A 13,109-nucleotide genomic window follows, 5' to 3' on the forward strand; every position below is an offset into this window, starting at 1 on the left:
AGTGTTCAGGACACCGCGCCGCGCCGGGACCGCCCTGCGTCCGCCAGACGGGAGGCAAGCTCCGCTCGGAGCCGGTCCCGGCAGCGCTGGAGCTCCGGGCTGAGGGCGACGCTAACCGTCTCGGGATGCCGGAACCGGGTGACCTGGTCGGGAAGAGCGGCGACGTCGGCGGCGCGCCGGCCGCGGGCGGCCGCCAGCGACTCTGCGCGGGCGATGCGGCGTCCGGACTTCATGACGGGAACGAGCAGGGGCTCCATGCCCGCGGGGGCGGGCTCGTCCCGGAGCGTAACAAGATCGCCCGACGCTCCCCGGTACACCTGCTTGGCGCCGGGGGCGGTGGCCTTCCCAGCGGATAGCTTCATCACGGGCCTGTCCCCGTAGGCGACCAGCTTGTAGGCGCTGTCGAGATAGGGGGCGTCGGCGGACACTCCCATCTTCGTGCCCACCCCGTAGACGTCGATCGGCGCTCCGGTAGCGGTGAGTTCGGCTATCCCGTATTCGTCCAGCCCGCCGCTGGCCACGATGCGCGTCCGCGTCATGCCCTCCCGGTCCAGCAGGCGCCGGGCCTGGAAGGCCAGGGCACCCAGGTCACCCGAGTCGAGGCGGATTCCCGCAAGATGTGTCCGCCCCGCCCGGCGTGCCGCGTGGATAGCAGCCTCGACGCCACCGAGGGTGTCGTAGGTGTCGACCAGCAGGGTGGTCCGATCGGGGAAATCGGCGGTGAAGGCCGCGAAGGCCGCGGCTTCGTCGGGAAACGCCTCGATGTAGGAGTGGGCCATGGTGCCTGCGGCCGGAATGCCGTATCGGCGGGCCGCCTCGATGTTGCTGGTGCCGGCGAAGCCGGCGACGTAGGAGGCGCGGGCGACGGCGAGCGCGGCGTCGATCCCCTGGGTGCGGCGGAAGGCGAAGTCCACGACCTGTGCACCGCCGGCCGCTTGCACGCATCGTTCGGCTTTGGTGGCGATCGTCGTCTGGAAGGTGATGTGGTTCAGCAGGACGGTCTCGACCAGTTGCGCTTCGGCGATCGGTGCCGTGACCTCCAGCAGGGGCTCGCCCGCGAACACCACGCGTCCCTCGGGAATCGCCCGCACATCACCGGTGAACCGCAGCTCTTCCAGGGCCTCGAGCGCCGCGTCGTCGAAACGCTGCTCCGTCGCAAGGTAGTCGAGCTCTTCCTGGCCGAAACGATAGTTCTCCAGGAATGACAGGCAGCCCTCCAGCCCGCCGGCGATCAGGAAACCGCGGCTGGGCGGGAGGTCGCGGACGAAGAGGCTGAACGTCGCAGGCCCGGTCATGCCGCGGCGTAGGTAGCTCACCGCCATCGTCACTTCGTACAGGTCTGTCAGCAGTCCACCGGACATCAGACTGAATCCTCACTCTTGGAGGGGGCGTCCTGCCGCCCCCTCCTCGGGGGGTACGCAACTGCGAACCGGACACCCTCAGTACTCGCGCCGCGTCGGCGCAGCCGAACGTGATCTCGACCCGTCCCCTAGATGATTCCACCGTCCACAGTGCTCATAGCGGGACCTTTGTCCTGTACTCACAGTCCTCCGGCCCTGGGTTCATCTGATGTGGGCATCAAGTATGGAGCTGAAGGATTTCGGGAGGTGCAGTGCCCACCATTCGCCAGTTTCTGGAGCGGTTCCGTCCCGCCGGGGCACCCGGGGCCGCGGCCCTGGCAGTTCCCTCAGATCGGCGAAGCGCGTTGGCCGCCGAACTCGAACCGGTCTTCGTCCTGCTGGTCGATGTGGAGATGGAACAGCGGCGCATCGTGGAAGAGGCGGAGCGACGGGCGCATGCGGTCCGGGACGCGGCACGTGAACAGGCCGCAGGCCTGTTGAACGAGGCCAGGGGCAGGGTAGCCGCGGAGCGAGCGGCGGGCTCGGCCGCCGTCCAGCGGGCCGGGGAGAAAGAGCAGCAGGACCTCTTGGCCGCCGCGCGCGAGGAGGCCGCGCGTATCGAGGCCGAGATGTCCGAGCGAATGCCGCTGCTGGTCGAGCGGGCATTGCGATCCGTGGATCTGATGCTCGGCGATGAGACGGCGGCTACCGGCGAAGGAGGAGCGTCGTGAGCGCCGCATGGGTTGCCGGTCGGGTCAGGGCGCAGGCGCTGGCCCGGCGACGGCTCGGCCCCGGACGCACCAGGTTGCTCGCGGAATCGGCTTCGCTCGCGGACGCCGTCTCGATCTTGGCGGCGACACCGTATGGGCATGGAGTCACCAGGGAGCAGGACCTGGCATCGGCTCAGCGGGGAGTCGCCGAAACGCTGCTCTGGCACTTGCGGGTGCTGGCGGGCTGGCTGCCCAGGGGCGGCGCGACGGCCCTGCGCACGGTGGCCGCATGGTTCGAGCTCGCCAACATCGACGCGTTGCTGCAGCGGTTGGAGGGCCGGCCTGCGGAGGAGCCGTACGTCCTCGGCGCGCTGGGGACCGCCTGGCCTCGCCTGGAGGACGCGTCGGACATCGCTGCGCTGCGGGAGCGCCTGACCGCCAGTTCCTGGGGTGATCCGGGAGACGTCGATCCCTGGACGATCCGCCTGGTCCTCCGATTGTCATGGGCGTCCCGCATCCATGCCCTCGGCGGGCGTGCCACTGCATGGGCGGCCGGGGCCGCCGGCGTCCTGGTGGCCGGTGAACGATTCGGTGCCGGGAGGGACCTTCCGCGGGCCGCGCTGGAGAGAGCGGACCGGATGCTCGGGGCCTCGCCGGTCAGGGCGTCCGCCCTCGGGGCAATGGCCGCGCATCTCGGCCGGGACGCGCACTGGGCGCTCGCGGGCATCGACGACCCGGCCGACCTGTGGCGGGCAGAGGGCCCGCTGCTGGAAACGCCTGGAGCAGGACGGCAACCTGCTGCTGCGCGGCTCGGAGTTCGGTGTCGGGCCGGTCCTCGGTGCCGCGACCGTGCTGGCGGTCGACGCCTGGCGGATCCGGGCCGCGCTAGAGATCGCCTCCCGCGGCGGCGGGCCGATGGGAGCCTACGATGCGCTGGCCTGAGAATCTGCAGCCGATGCGGATGACGCGGATCGCCGTGGTCGCGCCGCTGGACTCCCTGCGGGACGCGTTGGCCCGGACCGCCGATGCCGGGGTGGTCGAGTTCGATCTCCCGCCCGAGCGCGCCGTACAGGGCGAGGCGGCGCGGATGCTGCGGGAGACCAGAGGTGGTAGTCCTGAGCCGGCGGTGCTGCCCGCCGCCCCCGATCTGCAAAGGCTCGCCGACACGCACCGCTTCGACCTGCTGGCAGGGGAGGCGGAACTGGAGGAGCATGCGGCGGCGGCCTTCAGCAAGGGCGGCGTCGCTGCGCTGGCGGGCTGGACTCCGGAGACGGCCCGGGCCGGACTGGCCGGCCGGCTCGCCGAAACCGGTGCCGCCGCGGTGCCCCTCCCGCATCCGCGCGGTGCCGAGGCGCCGTCCTTGCTGCCGGGAGCGCGCCGTGCGGAGAACGGGCGCGGTTCGCTTGCACCGCTGGTCGAGACATACGGGACCGTTCCGTACGCCGACCTCGATCCGGCACCGCTCGCGTGGGCCGCCTACGTGCTGATGTTCGGGATGATGTTCGGCGACGCCGGCCATGGACTGCTGCTGCTCGCGGGCGCTGCGGCACTGCTGGCCGGGTATCCGCGCAGGTGGCCGCGGCTGCGGCGGGTCTGGCCGTTCGTGCTGGGCGCCGGTGTGACGAGCACGGTCTTCGGGGTGCTGTACGGGGAGTTCTTCGGGCCGACGCACCTCATCCCGCAGGTGTGGCTCGCACCGCTCGAGGAACCGGTCGAGTTGCTGGTCGCGGCGATCGGCGTCGGCGCCGTCCTGCTGGCCGGCGCGTACGCGATCGGCATCGTGAACCGGTGGCGGGAGGGCGGCTGGCCGGTCGCGCTGTACGAGCCGTCCGGAATCGCCGGTGCCTCGGCGTTCCTCGGCATCGGTGCCCTCGCCGCCGGCTTCTACCTCGGCCTGCCCTGGCTGACCATCGCGGGCGGCGCGTTCGCGGCCCTCGGTCTCGGGCTGGCCTTCGCCGGTTTCCTCACTGCCAGCGGTGGCGGCGGCACGGGGCTCGTGGAGGCCCTTGTCGAGGTGTTCGACCTGGTCGTCCGGTTGGGCGCGAACCTGGTGTCATTCGCACGGCTCGCCGCCTTCGGACTCACCCACGCCGCGCTCGCCGGGATCGTCTGGTCCGCGACGGCCGCGCTCTGGCAGCGGGGAGGCGTGTCCACAGTCCTGGCCTTCGTCGTGTTCGCCGTCGGCACCGCCATGACGTTCGCCTTGGAGGCGCTCGTCGCCGGCGTGCAGGCGCTCCGGCTGGAGTACTACGAGTTGTTCTCGCGGCTCTTCCGGAGCACGGGCCGTCCGTTCCGGCCCTGGCACATTCCCATGATCGCAGAGGAGGTGGACGGCTCATGTCCGCAGAAGTGATTACGGCCCACGCTGCCGCCGCATCGAACTGGGCGCCCTATCTCGGCACTGGAATCGCCGTCGCCGGGGCCGCCATCGGCGCCGGCATCGCGGTGGCCTACGTCGGCGCCGCGGCGCTGGCGGCGATGAGCGAGCGGCCCGAGTTGTTCGGGCGCGCGATGGTGATCGTCGGCCTCGCCGAGGGCATCGCCATCTACGGGCTGATCATCGGCATCATCTTGATCGGGAAGGCGTGAGCGCCATGGCGCACATCGCCGTGATCGGAGAGCGCGCCCGCGTGGAGGGATGGGCGCTCGGTGGCGCGCAAGCCGTTCCGGCGGATGACCCGGATGAGGTCCGGGCAGCGTGGGAGGCTCTTGATGACCAGGTCGCGGTGGTCGTGCTGACTCCCGAGGCCGCCCAGTGCATCGAGGAGGAAAGGGAGCGGCACCCCCGCACGGTCCTGATCGTGGTGATGCCGCCATGACCGCCCCAGGTGCCGAGGCGGCGATCACGCCGGTGCGCGACGCGCTCCTCGGCCGCGCGCGCGAGCATGCCGCAGCCGTTGTCGCGGCTGCCGAGCGGGAGGCGGCCGCGGTGGTGGAGGCCGCGCGCGACGAGGCAGCCCGGATCCTGGACGAAGCTCGCGCGACGGGACGCGCCGACGGGAGGGCGGCCGTCGCCGCCGAGCGCTCCCGGACCCGAAGCCGGGCGCGCGAGACCGTGCTGGCCGCACGCAGACGGGCCTATGACGAACTGTGCCTCCGGGTCCGCGCGGGCGTAGGCGAGATGTGCGCCGGTGCGCGAGGTCAGGACACCGTTCGAAGACTGGCAGCAATGGCGGAACGCCGACTCGGACCAGCGGCGCGCACCGAGCAGGTACCCGGTGGCGGTGTCATCGCCCGCACCTCCCGCGCCGAACTGGACCTGTCCGCGGAGGTTCTCGCCGAGCGGGCGGTGGCGGCATTGGGAGCGGAGGTGGCACGGCTGTGGCAGCAGAAGTGACACGGGTCAGTGGGCCGCTAGTGGAAGTGTCAGGCGTCCAGGGCGCGGCGATGGGCGACGTCGTCGAGGTGGGAGCGCGACTGCTGCCAGGCGAGATCGTCGCTCTCGACAGCGGCATCGCTACCGTTCAGGCTTACGAGTACACCGGGGGACTGGCCCCGGGGGCACTCGTCGGCAGCACGGGGCGCGCTCTGTCGGCACCGCTCGGCCCGCACTTGCTCGGCGGTGTCTACGACGGGCTGCTGCGGCCACTGACGACCGCCGGCGTCTGGCTCGATCAGGCGCGGCGCGTCGCCGGCGGGGACAAGGCGGCCGGAGGCAACGGCCGGGCCGCCGAGTTCTGGCCGGTTCGAACGCCCCGGCCCTACGCCGAGAGGCTGGACACCGGTGTGCCCCTGCACACCGGGCAGCGTGTCGTCGACTTGCTCTTCCCGGTGCCGCGCGGGGGGACCGTCGCGGTGCCCGGGGGCTTCGGCACCGGCAAGACCATGCTCCTGCAGCAGATCGCCAAATGGTGCGACGCCGACGTCATCATCTACGTCGGCTGCGGCGAGCGCGGCAACGAGATGGCCGACGTGCTCGCTGAACTCGCCGAACTCGACGACCCGAGGACCGGCGGGCGGCTGGCCGACCGCACCGTCGTGATCGCGAACACCTCCAACATGCCGATGATGGCGAGAGAGGCGGGCGTCTACAGCGGCGTCACCGTCGCCGAGTACTTCCGCGACCAGGGCAAGGACGCCGTCGTCATCGCCGACTCGACATCCCGGTGGGCCGAGGCGCTGCGCGAGTTCGCCTCCCGCGGAGGTGAGCTGCCGGGAGAGGAGGGATACCCGGCCGCGCTCCCATCCGCGCTCGCCACGTTCTACGAGCGGGCTGGACGGGTCCGCACCCTCGGCGGGGCCGAGGGCTCCGTCACCATCATCGGTGCGGTGTCCCCGCCGGGCGGGGACATGACCGAGCCCGTCACCGTCTACACCGAGCGTTTCGTCCGCGCCCGGTGGAGCCTGGACAAGGATCTCGCCTACTCGCGCCACTACCCGGCAGTGTCGTGGTCGGGATCGTTCGCCCGTGACGCCGCCGCGATCGCCCGTCACCACGCGGCCGCCGGAGATCCCGACTGGGCGGCCAGGCGCGCCCGTACGGCGAGCATCCTGGCCGAAGCCGACCGCCTGGCAGCCCTGGCCGAACTCGTCGGGTCCAGCGATCTGCCGAGCCACGAGCGCGTGGTGCTGCTGGCGGGACGGCTCCTCCGCGAGGGAGTGCTCCAGCAGAGCGCGCTGAGCGCCCGCGACGCCTTCTGCAGCCCCGCACGCGGCGCGGCGCTGACCGATGCCGTGCTCACCATTGTGGATCGCTGCCAGGAACTGGTCGCAACCGGCGTGCCTGCGGGCGCCGTTGAGGAACAGGACTTCTCAACGATTGTGCGCGCCCGCGAGGACGCCGCCACCGTGGCCGACGTCCACGCCCGCCGCGACGCGATGCTGAACCGGCTGGGAGAGCTGCCATGACCGGACGGGGCGGTGCGGTGGAGCGGTCTCCCCGCGGCATGGGGAGTGGCGGTGACCAGTGGGCCAGGCCGGCGTACACGCGCGTATCGCGGCTCCGCGGGCCGCTGTTGGCCGTTCCCGGCGCGGAGGAGGTCGGCTGGGACGAGTTCGCCGACATCAGACTCGGGTCGGGGGAAGCACGCCACGGGCTCGTGCTCGACACCGCCCGCGACCGCGTACTCGTCCAGGTGCTGGAGGGAACCGGCGGGATGCGGTTCGAAGGCACCCGCATCACCTTCAGTGGCACACCGCTCCGCGTTCCGGTCGGGACGTCCTGGCTCGGGCGGGTATGCGACGGACTCGGTAACCCGCTGGACGGCGGCCCGCCCGTCCTCGGTGTCGCCGACGCGCCGGCCGCCGGCGTCCCCCTCAACCCCGTCCACCGTGAACCGCCCGCCGAGCCGATCCTGACAGGGGTTTCGGCCATCGACGCCCTCACGACGCTTGCACGAGGGCAGAAACTGCCGATCTTCTCCCGGGCCGGACTCCCGCATCTGGAACTGGCCGCTCAGATCGCCGCGCAAGCCTCGGCCGGGGACGAGCCGTTCTGCGTGGTCTTCGCCGCCATGGGCCTGACCCACGCCGACGCCGCCGCAGTCCGCGACACCCTGGAGGACCGCTCGGCCGCAGGCGACCTCGTACTCCTGCTCAACCTCGCCGATGCCCCCGTCATCGAACGCATCCTGACGCCCCGCATCGCACTGACCGTCGCCGAGCACCTCGCCTTCGAGGAGGGACGGCACGTCCTGGTCGTCATGGGCGACATGACCGCCTACTGCGAAGCACTGCGCGAGGTGTCGGCCGCGCGCGGGGAGATCCCGGCACGACGCGCCTACCCCGGCTACCTCTACAGCGACCTGGCCTCGCTGTACGAGCGGTGCGGGCGCATCCGCGGCAGGCCCGGCTCGGTCACCCTCGTACCGGTGCTGACGATGCCCGGCGGCGACATCACGCACCCGGTGCCGGATCTCACCGGGTACATCACCGAAGGGCAGATCGTCCTCTCCGAGAACCTGCACGCCGCCGGCGTCTACCCGCCCGTCGACGCCTTGGAATCACTGTCGCGGCTGATGCGCAAGGCCACCGGACCAGCCCGCACCCGCGCGGACCACCCGGACGTGGCCGCCCAAGCCCTCGCGGCGCTGTCCAGGGCTCGCCGAGCCCACGAACTCGGTGAACTCGTTGGCCCCGCAGCACTCAGCGAGACCGATCGGCGCCACCTTGAATTCGAACGGGTCTACCGCGAGGTGCTCGTCTCCCAGGGGGCCGCGGAGTACCGCCCGCTGGAGGAGACACTGGACCGGGCCTGGCGAGCGCTCGCCGTCCTGCCCCGACGTGAGCTCACGATGCTTCCGGCCGCGCTGATCGAGGCCCACCTTTCGGAGGACCGATGAGCGGCGAGCCTCAGGGACGTGCCGGACGGCTGTGGCTGCGACAGCGGATCGAGCTCGCAGAAACCGCCGTCGAACTCCTGCAGCGGAAGCTGAACATTCTGCGGGACGAGCGGGACAGGATGAAGTTGCTCGCCGCCCGCACGGAGGAGGAGTGGCGTCGGCGCTGCGCGGAGACGGACGAGGCCCTGCTCCGGGCTGTGCTGCTCGGCGGACGCAGGGTGCTGCCCCTGGCTTCCGGTGGGCTCGCGGACATCGCTGTGGAGCACACTGAGTCCATGGGAGTGCGCCATCCCGCGCACGTCGTCTTCGTGCCGCCCGCCGACGCCGCTTGCGCGCCGGGCGGCACGGCCCTGGCACCTGCCCGCCGGGCCTGCCGGGTGGCGCTAGAGGCCGCCTGCGCCCATGCCGCGGCCACCGCCGCGGTCGCCACCCTCGATGCCGAGGTGGCGGCCACGAGGCAGCGGGTCCGCGCGATCGAGCGCCGGCGCCTGCCCGGACTGCGCGCGGCGCTCGCAAGCATCGAGTTCGCCTTGGAGGAGCGGGAGCGTGAAGACGGTGCCCGCCTCCGCCGCCTCACCAGCTGGGAGTGATCATGACCGCATGCCTGCTGCTCGTCGCCGAGGACTCGCCTGCGGCACTGGCCGCTGCCCGCTACACGGTGGATCTGGCCCGCCGGCTCAGCGCACGGATCCGGGTGGTGAACGTCATCGCCGACGGCGTTCTCACCGACGCCGTGACCAGGGTTTCCGGGCACCCCGACGTTGACGGGCGCCGTGATCTGGCTGGCCGGTCGGTGCTTGCGCACGTCCAGCATCTCGCCCGGCTTGAGGAGGTGGAGACGGAGACCGTCCGTCTCTTCGGGACATCGCCGGGTCCGTCCTGGACGAGGCCCGGAGCTCCCGACCCGATCTGATCGTCATCGGCCGGGACGCCACCTCCCCGCCCGGCGGCGAGGCCCTCGCCCCCTGGGCCGGCCGCATTGTGGAGTTCGCCGAGCAGCCCGTCCTGGTAGTGCCCGGCAGTTGGCGCCCGGGCGACCGTGGACCGGCCTAGCGCTCCTGCACGTCACCGCTCATTGCGCTAATGCCGGGTCGTTCTTGCCCTTCTCGCCGAGCGAGAGGGCGAGGTCGCGCTCGGAAACGGCAGGAAGGCCGTTTCCAACGCCATCCGCCGCCATGGACACCGTCATGGGCGTCGAACCTTACCTGCCGCGTACCTGCTGAACACCCTTGGGTGACACCGCGGTCCTACGTCCGCGGACGGTCCAGTCGAGTGCCTTGATCAGCTTCTCGGCCACACCCTGGTTGTCCACAAGTGGGCCGATCATGCGCCATGCCGCCTCCAAATCGCACCAAAAGAGGGCAAACTAGTGTGATTCGGGATCTTTGCTGGGTAACGCCATCCGAAGCAAGGTGAATCCCGACCCCGAAAGGGCAGCCGACTATGCCTGAACGACTGCGAGCGCAGGGGCTCACTTCCGACACGTCCGAGTCAAACCGGGACACCACGACCGCCGAGGCGGCGGTCGCCGACATAGCCCAGCAGTTGAGCGCCGACCCTCGGCGCATTGCCGAAGACCTGACCGACAGGCTCAACCACCGGCTGTTCGGCGTCGGGCTTCATCTGCATGGTGCGCTGGTCGGAGTTCATGATCCGCACGCCGTACGGCATGTTCGAGCGGCCCTCGCCGACTTGGATCTCGCCATCACCGAATTGCGGCGTATCATCTTCGACCTGCACGTTGCACCCGGCCCTCCATCCGTCCCCCGACCCGGTTCCTCACGGCACGAGTCGGACGGCTGAGCAAGAGGGCGTCCTACAGCGCGCCCGCGGCACGGTGCGGGCTGCCGCTGGGAAGCACGCGGTCCCTGGCGCGGATCAAATCGGCGAGCCCGGTTCAGCGATGATTGTCCGCCTTCGGTGGCTGCTGCTCGTCGGTCCAGTCGTCGAACGCGTCGGCCGTCGACCGCAGCGTAGGGAACAGCCGGTCATGGCCAATGGCGTCAGCGAGCCCGAATGTCCCCAAGTCGTGAAGCAGATCCGGCCGGACATGGGTCAGTGCGAAGACGATCCCTCTGCTGCAGAGTTCGGCACGCAGTTCTTCCAGCGCTTTAAGGCCGGTGAAGTCGACTTCGGCAATGGCCTCGACGTCGAGGACGAACCAGCGCACCCTGCCTCGGCTCTTGTTGGAGGCTGCCAAGGCGCGACGCTTGAAGCTTGCGGCAGTGACGAAGAGCAGGGGCGAGTCGTAGCGGAAAACAATCAGGCCTGGGATTGTTCGCGATCTGGAGAAGTCGTCAACGTCATGCACGGGCGCGATGCCCGGGCCCGGCAGAGGCTGGCGTCGTGCGGCTCTGGCCGCCAAGATGGCCGACAGGCCTACCGCGACCAGGATGCCGTACAGGATGCCGAACACGAGCACACCGACCAGGGCCGCCACGGCCAGCAGAAACTCGTTGCGGCGGAACGCCGCGAGCCGGCGAAATCCAGTGAGATCGACGAGCCGGACCGCTGCATAGATCACAATTGCCCCTAACGCCGCCGAGGGGAACCGGGCGAGCAGCGGGTGCAGGAACAGCAGCACGCACACCAGCAGGCTGAGCGCGAACAGGGAGTACATCTGGGTGCGTCCGCCGGAGGCTGCGGCGAGGGCGGTACGGCTGCCGCTGCTGCTGACCGGGAAGCCGTGGAAGAGTCCCGCCCCGATGTTCGACGCGCCCAGTGCCAGGAACTCCTGGTTGCCGTTGATCTCCTCCTCGCCCCGGAGGGGGAAGGTCCGGGCAGTGAGGACGTTGTCGATGTACCCCACCAGGAGGACGCCCACGGCGGGCAAGAACAGATCAGTCGCACCTTCGGGAGTCGGGAAGGCGGGGCGGGGCAGTCCGGCGGGCACGTCACCGACGACATCGATGCCCCGCTGCTCCAGGTCGAAGATCATTACAGTCGCGGTGGCGATCAGTACGACCAGCAGCGGGCCGGGGACGCGGGGGAACTTCCATCGCAGACCGAAGAGGAATGCCAGGCTCGCGCTCGAGAGCAGCGCAGTTCCGGCGTGAAGCTCGTCCAGACTCCCGAAGAACGACAACAACTCCCGCACGTCGCCGTCCCCATGCGTGACGACCCCGGTGGTCCTGGTCAACTGCCCGATGATCATTACTGCGACGAGGCCCGCCATGTAACCGACCAGGAGGGGCTGGGACAGCAGGTCGTTCACGAACCCCAGCCGCAGGCACCAGGCGAGCAGCGCCAGCACCCCGACGATGATGGCGAGTGCCGCGGCCAGCGCAGCGTACTCGTCCGCATCACCGTCCGCCAGCGGCCCGACGACCGCGGCCGTCATCAGCGCGGTCGTCGATTCCGGTCCCACTGACAACCGGCGTGACGAACCCAGAACGGCGTACAGCACCATGGCGGGCACCATCGTCCACAGGCCGGTGATCGGCGCCAGTCCGGCGAGGGCCGCGTACGCCATCACCTGGGGCACCAGATAGGCCGCGACCGTGATACCGGCCACCGCGTCCCCCGCGAGCCAGGAACGGTGATAGCCGTGCAGCACCCGGACACCCGGCAACAAGCCACTGAACACCCGCGACCTCATGACCTCGTCGGTGCCATTGGACGGCGACCGGCGAGAGAAGGTCACCGAGTTTCCGTCACTTGCCGACGCCGTTGCCCATCGTCGATCTTCAGAGGCAGACGGAAACAGGGGACATCGTCGGTCCGATACGGGACCAAGGTCCGCGGTATGTGCTTTCCGCTCCAGAGCGGGGGCAACATGTCCCGCGCCTGGGTCGTCTCGCCGCCTGGGACCAATGGCCCTTCGAAAGCCGTCCCATATCCGCACACTATCGGGTTGCGGATGTGGACCCGAGTGGAGGCTGCGGTGAGCGATGGGAAGCAATGGAAGGTGCAGGTATACCTCAGCGAGGGGGAGCGCGGCGATATCAAGGCTTGGGCAGTGCTGTCCCCAGGTGACGGCACCGCACTGGTGGGCCTGGGGTCCAGCGGTGGAACCACGCCCGCGGAGTCGGAGTCGGAAGTGGACCAGGCTGACATAGCCGCCGGCCTTGCGCTGTGCAACCTCGGTCAACGCTTGGCGAGCATTCCGAACTCGCGCCTGATATCGCGTCCGTGAAGGAGTTGTCAGGAGCGTCTGGCATTGAACATCGGTGCTGCGCCGCACCGTGGCAGGATGTGCACCGTCGGCTCGGCCTCTGCCCTTGGAGCGCCGCGACGGGTGGCACCGACGGCCGCGCGCCTGGCAACACGGCCCGTTCCTCATCCCTTCAGGGCACCTGCCATCAGGCCGCGCATGAAGAAGCGGCCGAGCAGGACGTAGACGAGGAGTGTGGGCAGTGACGCCAGCAGCGCCGAGGCCATCTGCTGGCTGTAGGAGACGGCCGCCGCCCCGGAGCCTGCGGTGTTGTTCAGCCATACGGTCACCGGCCAGCTGTCGGGCGCGCCGAGGAAGACGGCGAACAGGAAGTCGTTCCACATCGAGGTGAACTGCCAGATGAGGACGACGGCGAAGGCGGGAGCCGACACCGGCAGGACCACCGACCGGTAGGTGCGCAGCATGCCGGCGCCGTCCACGCGCGCCGCCTCGATCAGCTCGGTGGGGATGGTGATGTAGTAGTTCCGGAAGATCAGTGAGCCCATTCCAACCTGAGTGTGCAGGTCACAGGTTCGTCGCGGACGACGGAAGCGGGCTGTGAATGAGTGAAGCTCCTGCTAGATGAGGTTGTCGACCAAGATCAACCTTGTCCGCACAGGAGCTT

Annotated in this window: 14 protein-coding genes and 1 pseudogene; 12 read left to right on the plus strand and 3 right to left on the minus strand. The window is 70.2% G+C overall.

Features of this window, described 5'->3' with window-relative positions; genetic code table 11:
• Positions 1 to 5 precede the first annotated feature (5 nt).
• Positions 6 to 1,361, minus strand: a complete 1,356-nt coding sequence (locus tag ABFX46_RS41380; RefSeq protein WP_346049785.1) for a nicotinate phosphoribosyltransferase — start codon at positions 1,359 to 1,361, stop codon at positions 6 to 8.
• Positions 1,362 to 1,705: 344 nt separating this feature from the next.
• Between ABFX46_RS41380 and ABFX46_RS41385 the strand changes: the two genes are divergently transcribed.
• From ABFX46_RS41385 to ABFX46_RS43720, 11 genes are all read left to right on the plus strand, one after another.
• Positions 1,706 to 2,071, plus strand: coding sequence for a hypothetical protein (locus ABFX46_RS41385; RefSeq protein WP_346049787.1), 366 nt, complete (start codon positions 1,706 to 1,708; stop codon positions 2,069 to 2,071).
• The gene (locus ABFX46_RS41390; protein ID WP_346049789.1) at positions 2,068 to 3,015 is read left to right on the plus strand and encodes a hypothetical protein; all 948 of its coding nucleotides are present in this window, start codon (positions 2,068 to 2,070) and stop codon (positions 3,013 to 3,015) included. The genes ABFX46_RS41385 and ABFX46_RS41390 overlap by 4 nt, the downstream gene beginning before the upstream one ends.
• Positions 2,979 to 4,403: a V-type ATPase 116kDa subunit family protein gene (locus ABFX46_RS41395; RefSeq protein ID WP_346049791.1), complete on the plus strand. Its 1,425-nt coding sequence runs from the start codon at positions 2,979 to 2,981 to the stop codon at positions 4,401 to 4,403. Before ABFX46_RS41390 ends, ABFX46_RS41395 begins: the two co-directional genes overlap by 37 nt.
• On the plus strand, positions 4,388 to 4,639 hold the full coding sequence (locus tag ABFX46_RS41400) for an ATPase (RefSeq protein WP_346049793.1): 252 nt from the start codon (positions 4,388 to 4,390) through the stop codon (positions 4,637 to 4,639). Before ABFX46_RS41395 ends, ABFX46_RS41400 begins: the two co-directional genes overlap by 16 nt.
• A 5-nt stretch (positions 4,640 to 4,644) precedes the next feature.
• Positions 4,645 to 4,869: a V-type ATP synthase subunit F gene (locus ABFX46_RS41405; protein ID WP_346049795.1), complete on the plus strand. Its 225-nt coding sequence runs from the start codon at positions 4,645 to 4,647 to the stop codon at positions 4,867 to 4,869.
• Positions 4,866 to 5,387 carry a hypothetical protein gene (locus ABFX46_RS41410; protein ID WP_346049797.1) on the plus strand — a complete coding sequence of 174 codons (522 nt, stop codon included), beginning with the start codon at positions 4,866 to 4,868 and terminating at the stop codon, positions 5,385 to 5,387. Before ABFX46_RS41405 ends, ABFX46_RS41410 begins: the two co-directional genes overlap by 4 nt.
• Before the next feature lie 26 nt (positions 5,388 to 5,413).
• Complete coding sequence (locus ABFX46_RS41415; protein WP_346049799.1) at positions 5,414 to 6,898, plus strand: V-type ATP synthase subunit A; 1,485 nt, start codon at positions 5,414 to 5,416, stop codon at positions 6,896 to 6,898.
• A complete protein-coding gene (locus tag ABFX46_RS41420; RefSeq protein ID WP_346049801.1) occupies positions 6,895 to 8,331 on the plus strand; it encodes a V-type ATP synthase subunit B in 1,437 nt (478 codons plus the stop codon). The genes ABFX46_RS41415 and ABFX46_RS41420 overlap by 4 nt, the downstream gene beginning before the upstream one ends.
• Positions 8,328 to 8,921 (plus strand): V-type ATP synthase subunit D, encoded by a 594-nt coding sequence (locus tag ABFX46_RS41425; protein WP_346049803.1) that lies wholly within the window; start codon positions 8,328 to 8,330, stop codon positions 8,919 to 8,921. The genes ABFX46_RS41420 and ABFX46_RS41425 overlap by 4 nt, the downstream gene beginning before the upstream one ends.
• A 2-nt stretch (positions 8,922 to 8,923) precedes the next feature.
• Complete coding sequence (locus tag ABFX46_RS41430) at positions 8,924 to 9,244, plus strand: universal stress protein (protein WP_346049805.1); 321 nt, start codon at positions 8,924 to 8,926, stop codon at positions 9,242 to 9,244.
• Between the two features lie 530 nt (positions 9,245 to 9,774).
• Positions 9,775 to 10,134 carry a histidine kinase gene (locus tag ABFX46_RS43720; protein WP_428831374.1) on the plus strand — a complete coding sequence of 120 codons (360 nt, stop codon included), beginning with the start codon at positions 9,775 to 9,777 and terminating at the stop codon, positions 10,132 to 10,134.
• Between the two features lie 94 nt (positions 10,135 to 10,228).
• On the opposite strand, the gene ABFX46_RS41440 is transcribed toward ABFX46_RS43720, so the two are convergent.
• Positions 10,229 to 11,974: a SulP family inorganic anion transporter gene (locus tag ABFX46_RS41440; RefSeq protein ID WP_346049809.1), complete on the minus strand. Its 1,746-nt coding sequence runs from the start codon at positions 11,972 to 11,974 to the stop codon at positions 10,229 to 10,231.
• Positions 11,975 to 12,214: 240 nt separating this feature from the next.
• Between ABFX46_RS41440 and ABFX46_RS41445 the strand changes: the two genes are divergently transcribed.
• A complete protein-coding gene (locus tag ABFX46_RS41445; RefSeq protein WP_346049811.1) occupies positions 12,215 to 12,466 on the plus strand; it encodes a dsRBD fold-containing protein in 252 nt (83 codons plus the stop codon).
• Between the two features lie 143 nt (positions 12,467 to 12,609).
• Here ABFX46_RS41445 and ABFX46_RS41450 read toward each other — a convergent pair.
• A pseudogene (locus tag ABFX46_RS41450) lies at positions 12,610 to 12,984 on the minus strand (carbohydrate ABC transporter permease); the annotation flags it as partial.
• Positions 12,985 to 13,109: the final 125 nt, after the last annotated feature.

Source organism: Actinomadura chokoriensis, assembly GCF_039529475.1.
GTDB classification, from domain to species: domain Bacteria; phylum Actinomycetota; class Actinomycetes; order Streptosporangiales; family Streptosporangiaceae; genus Spirillospora; species Spirillospora bangladeshensis.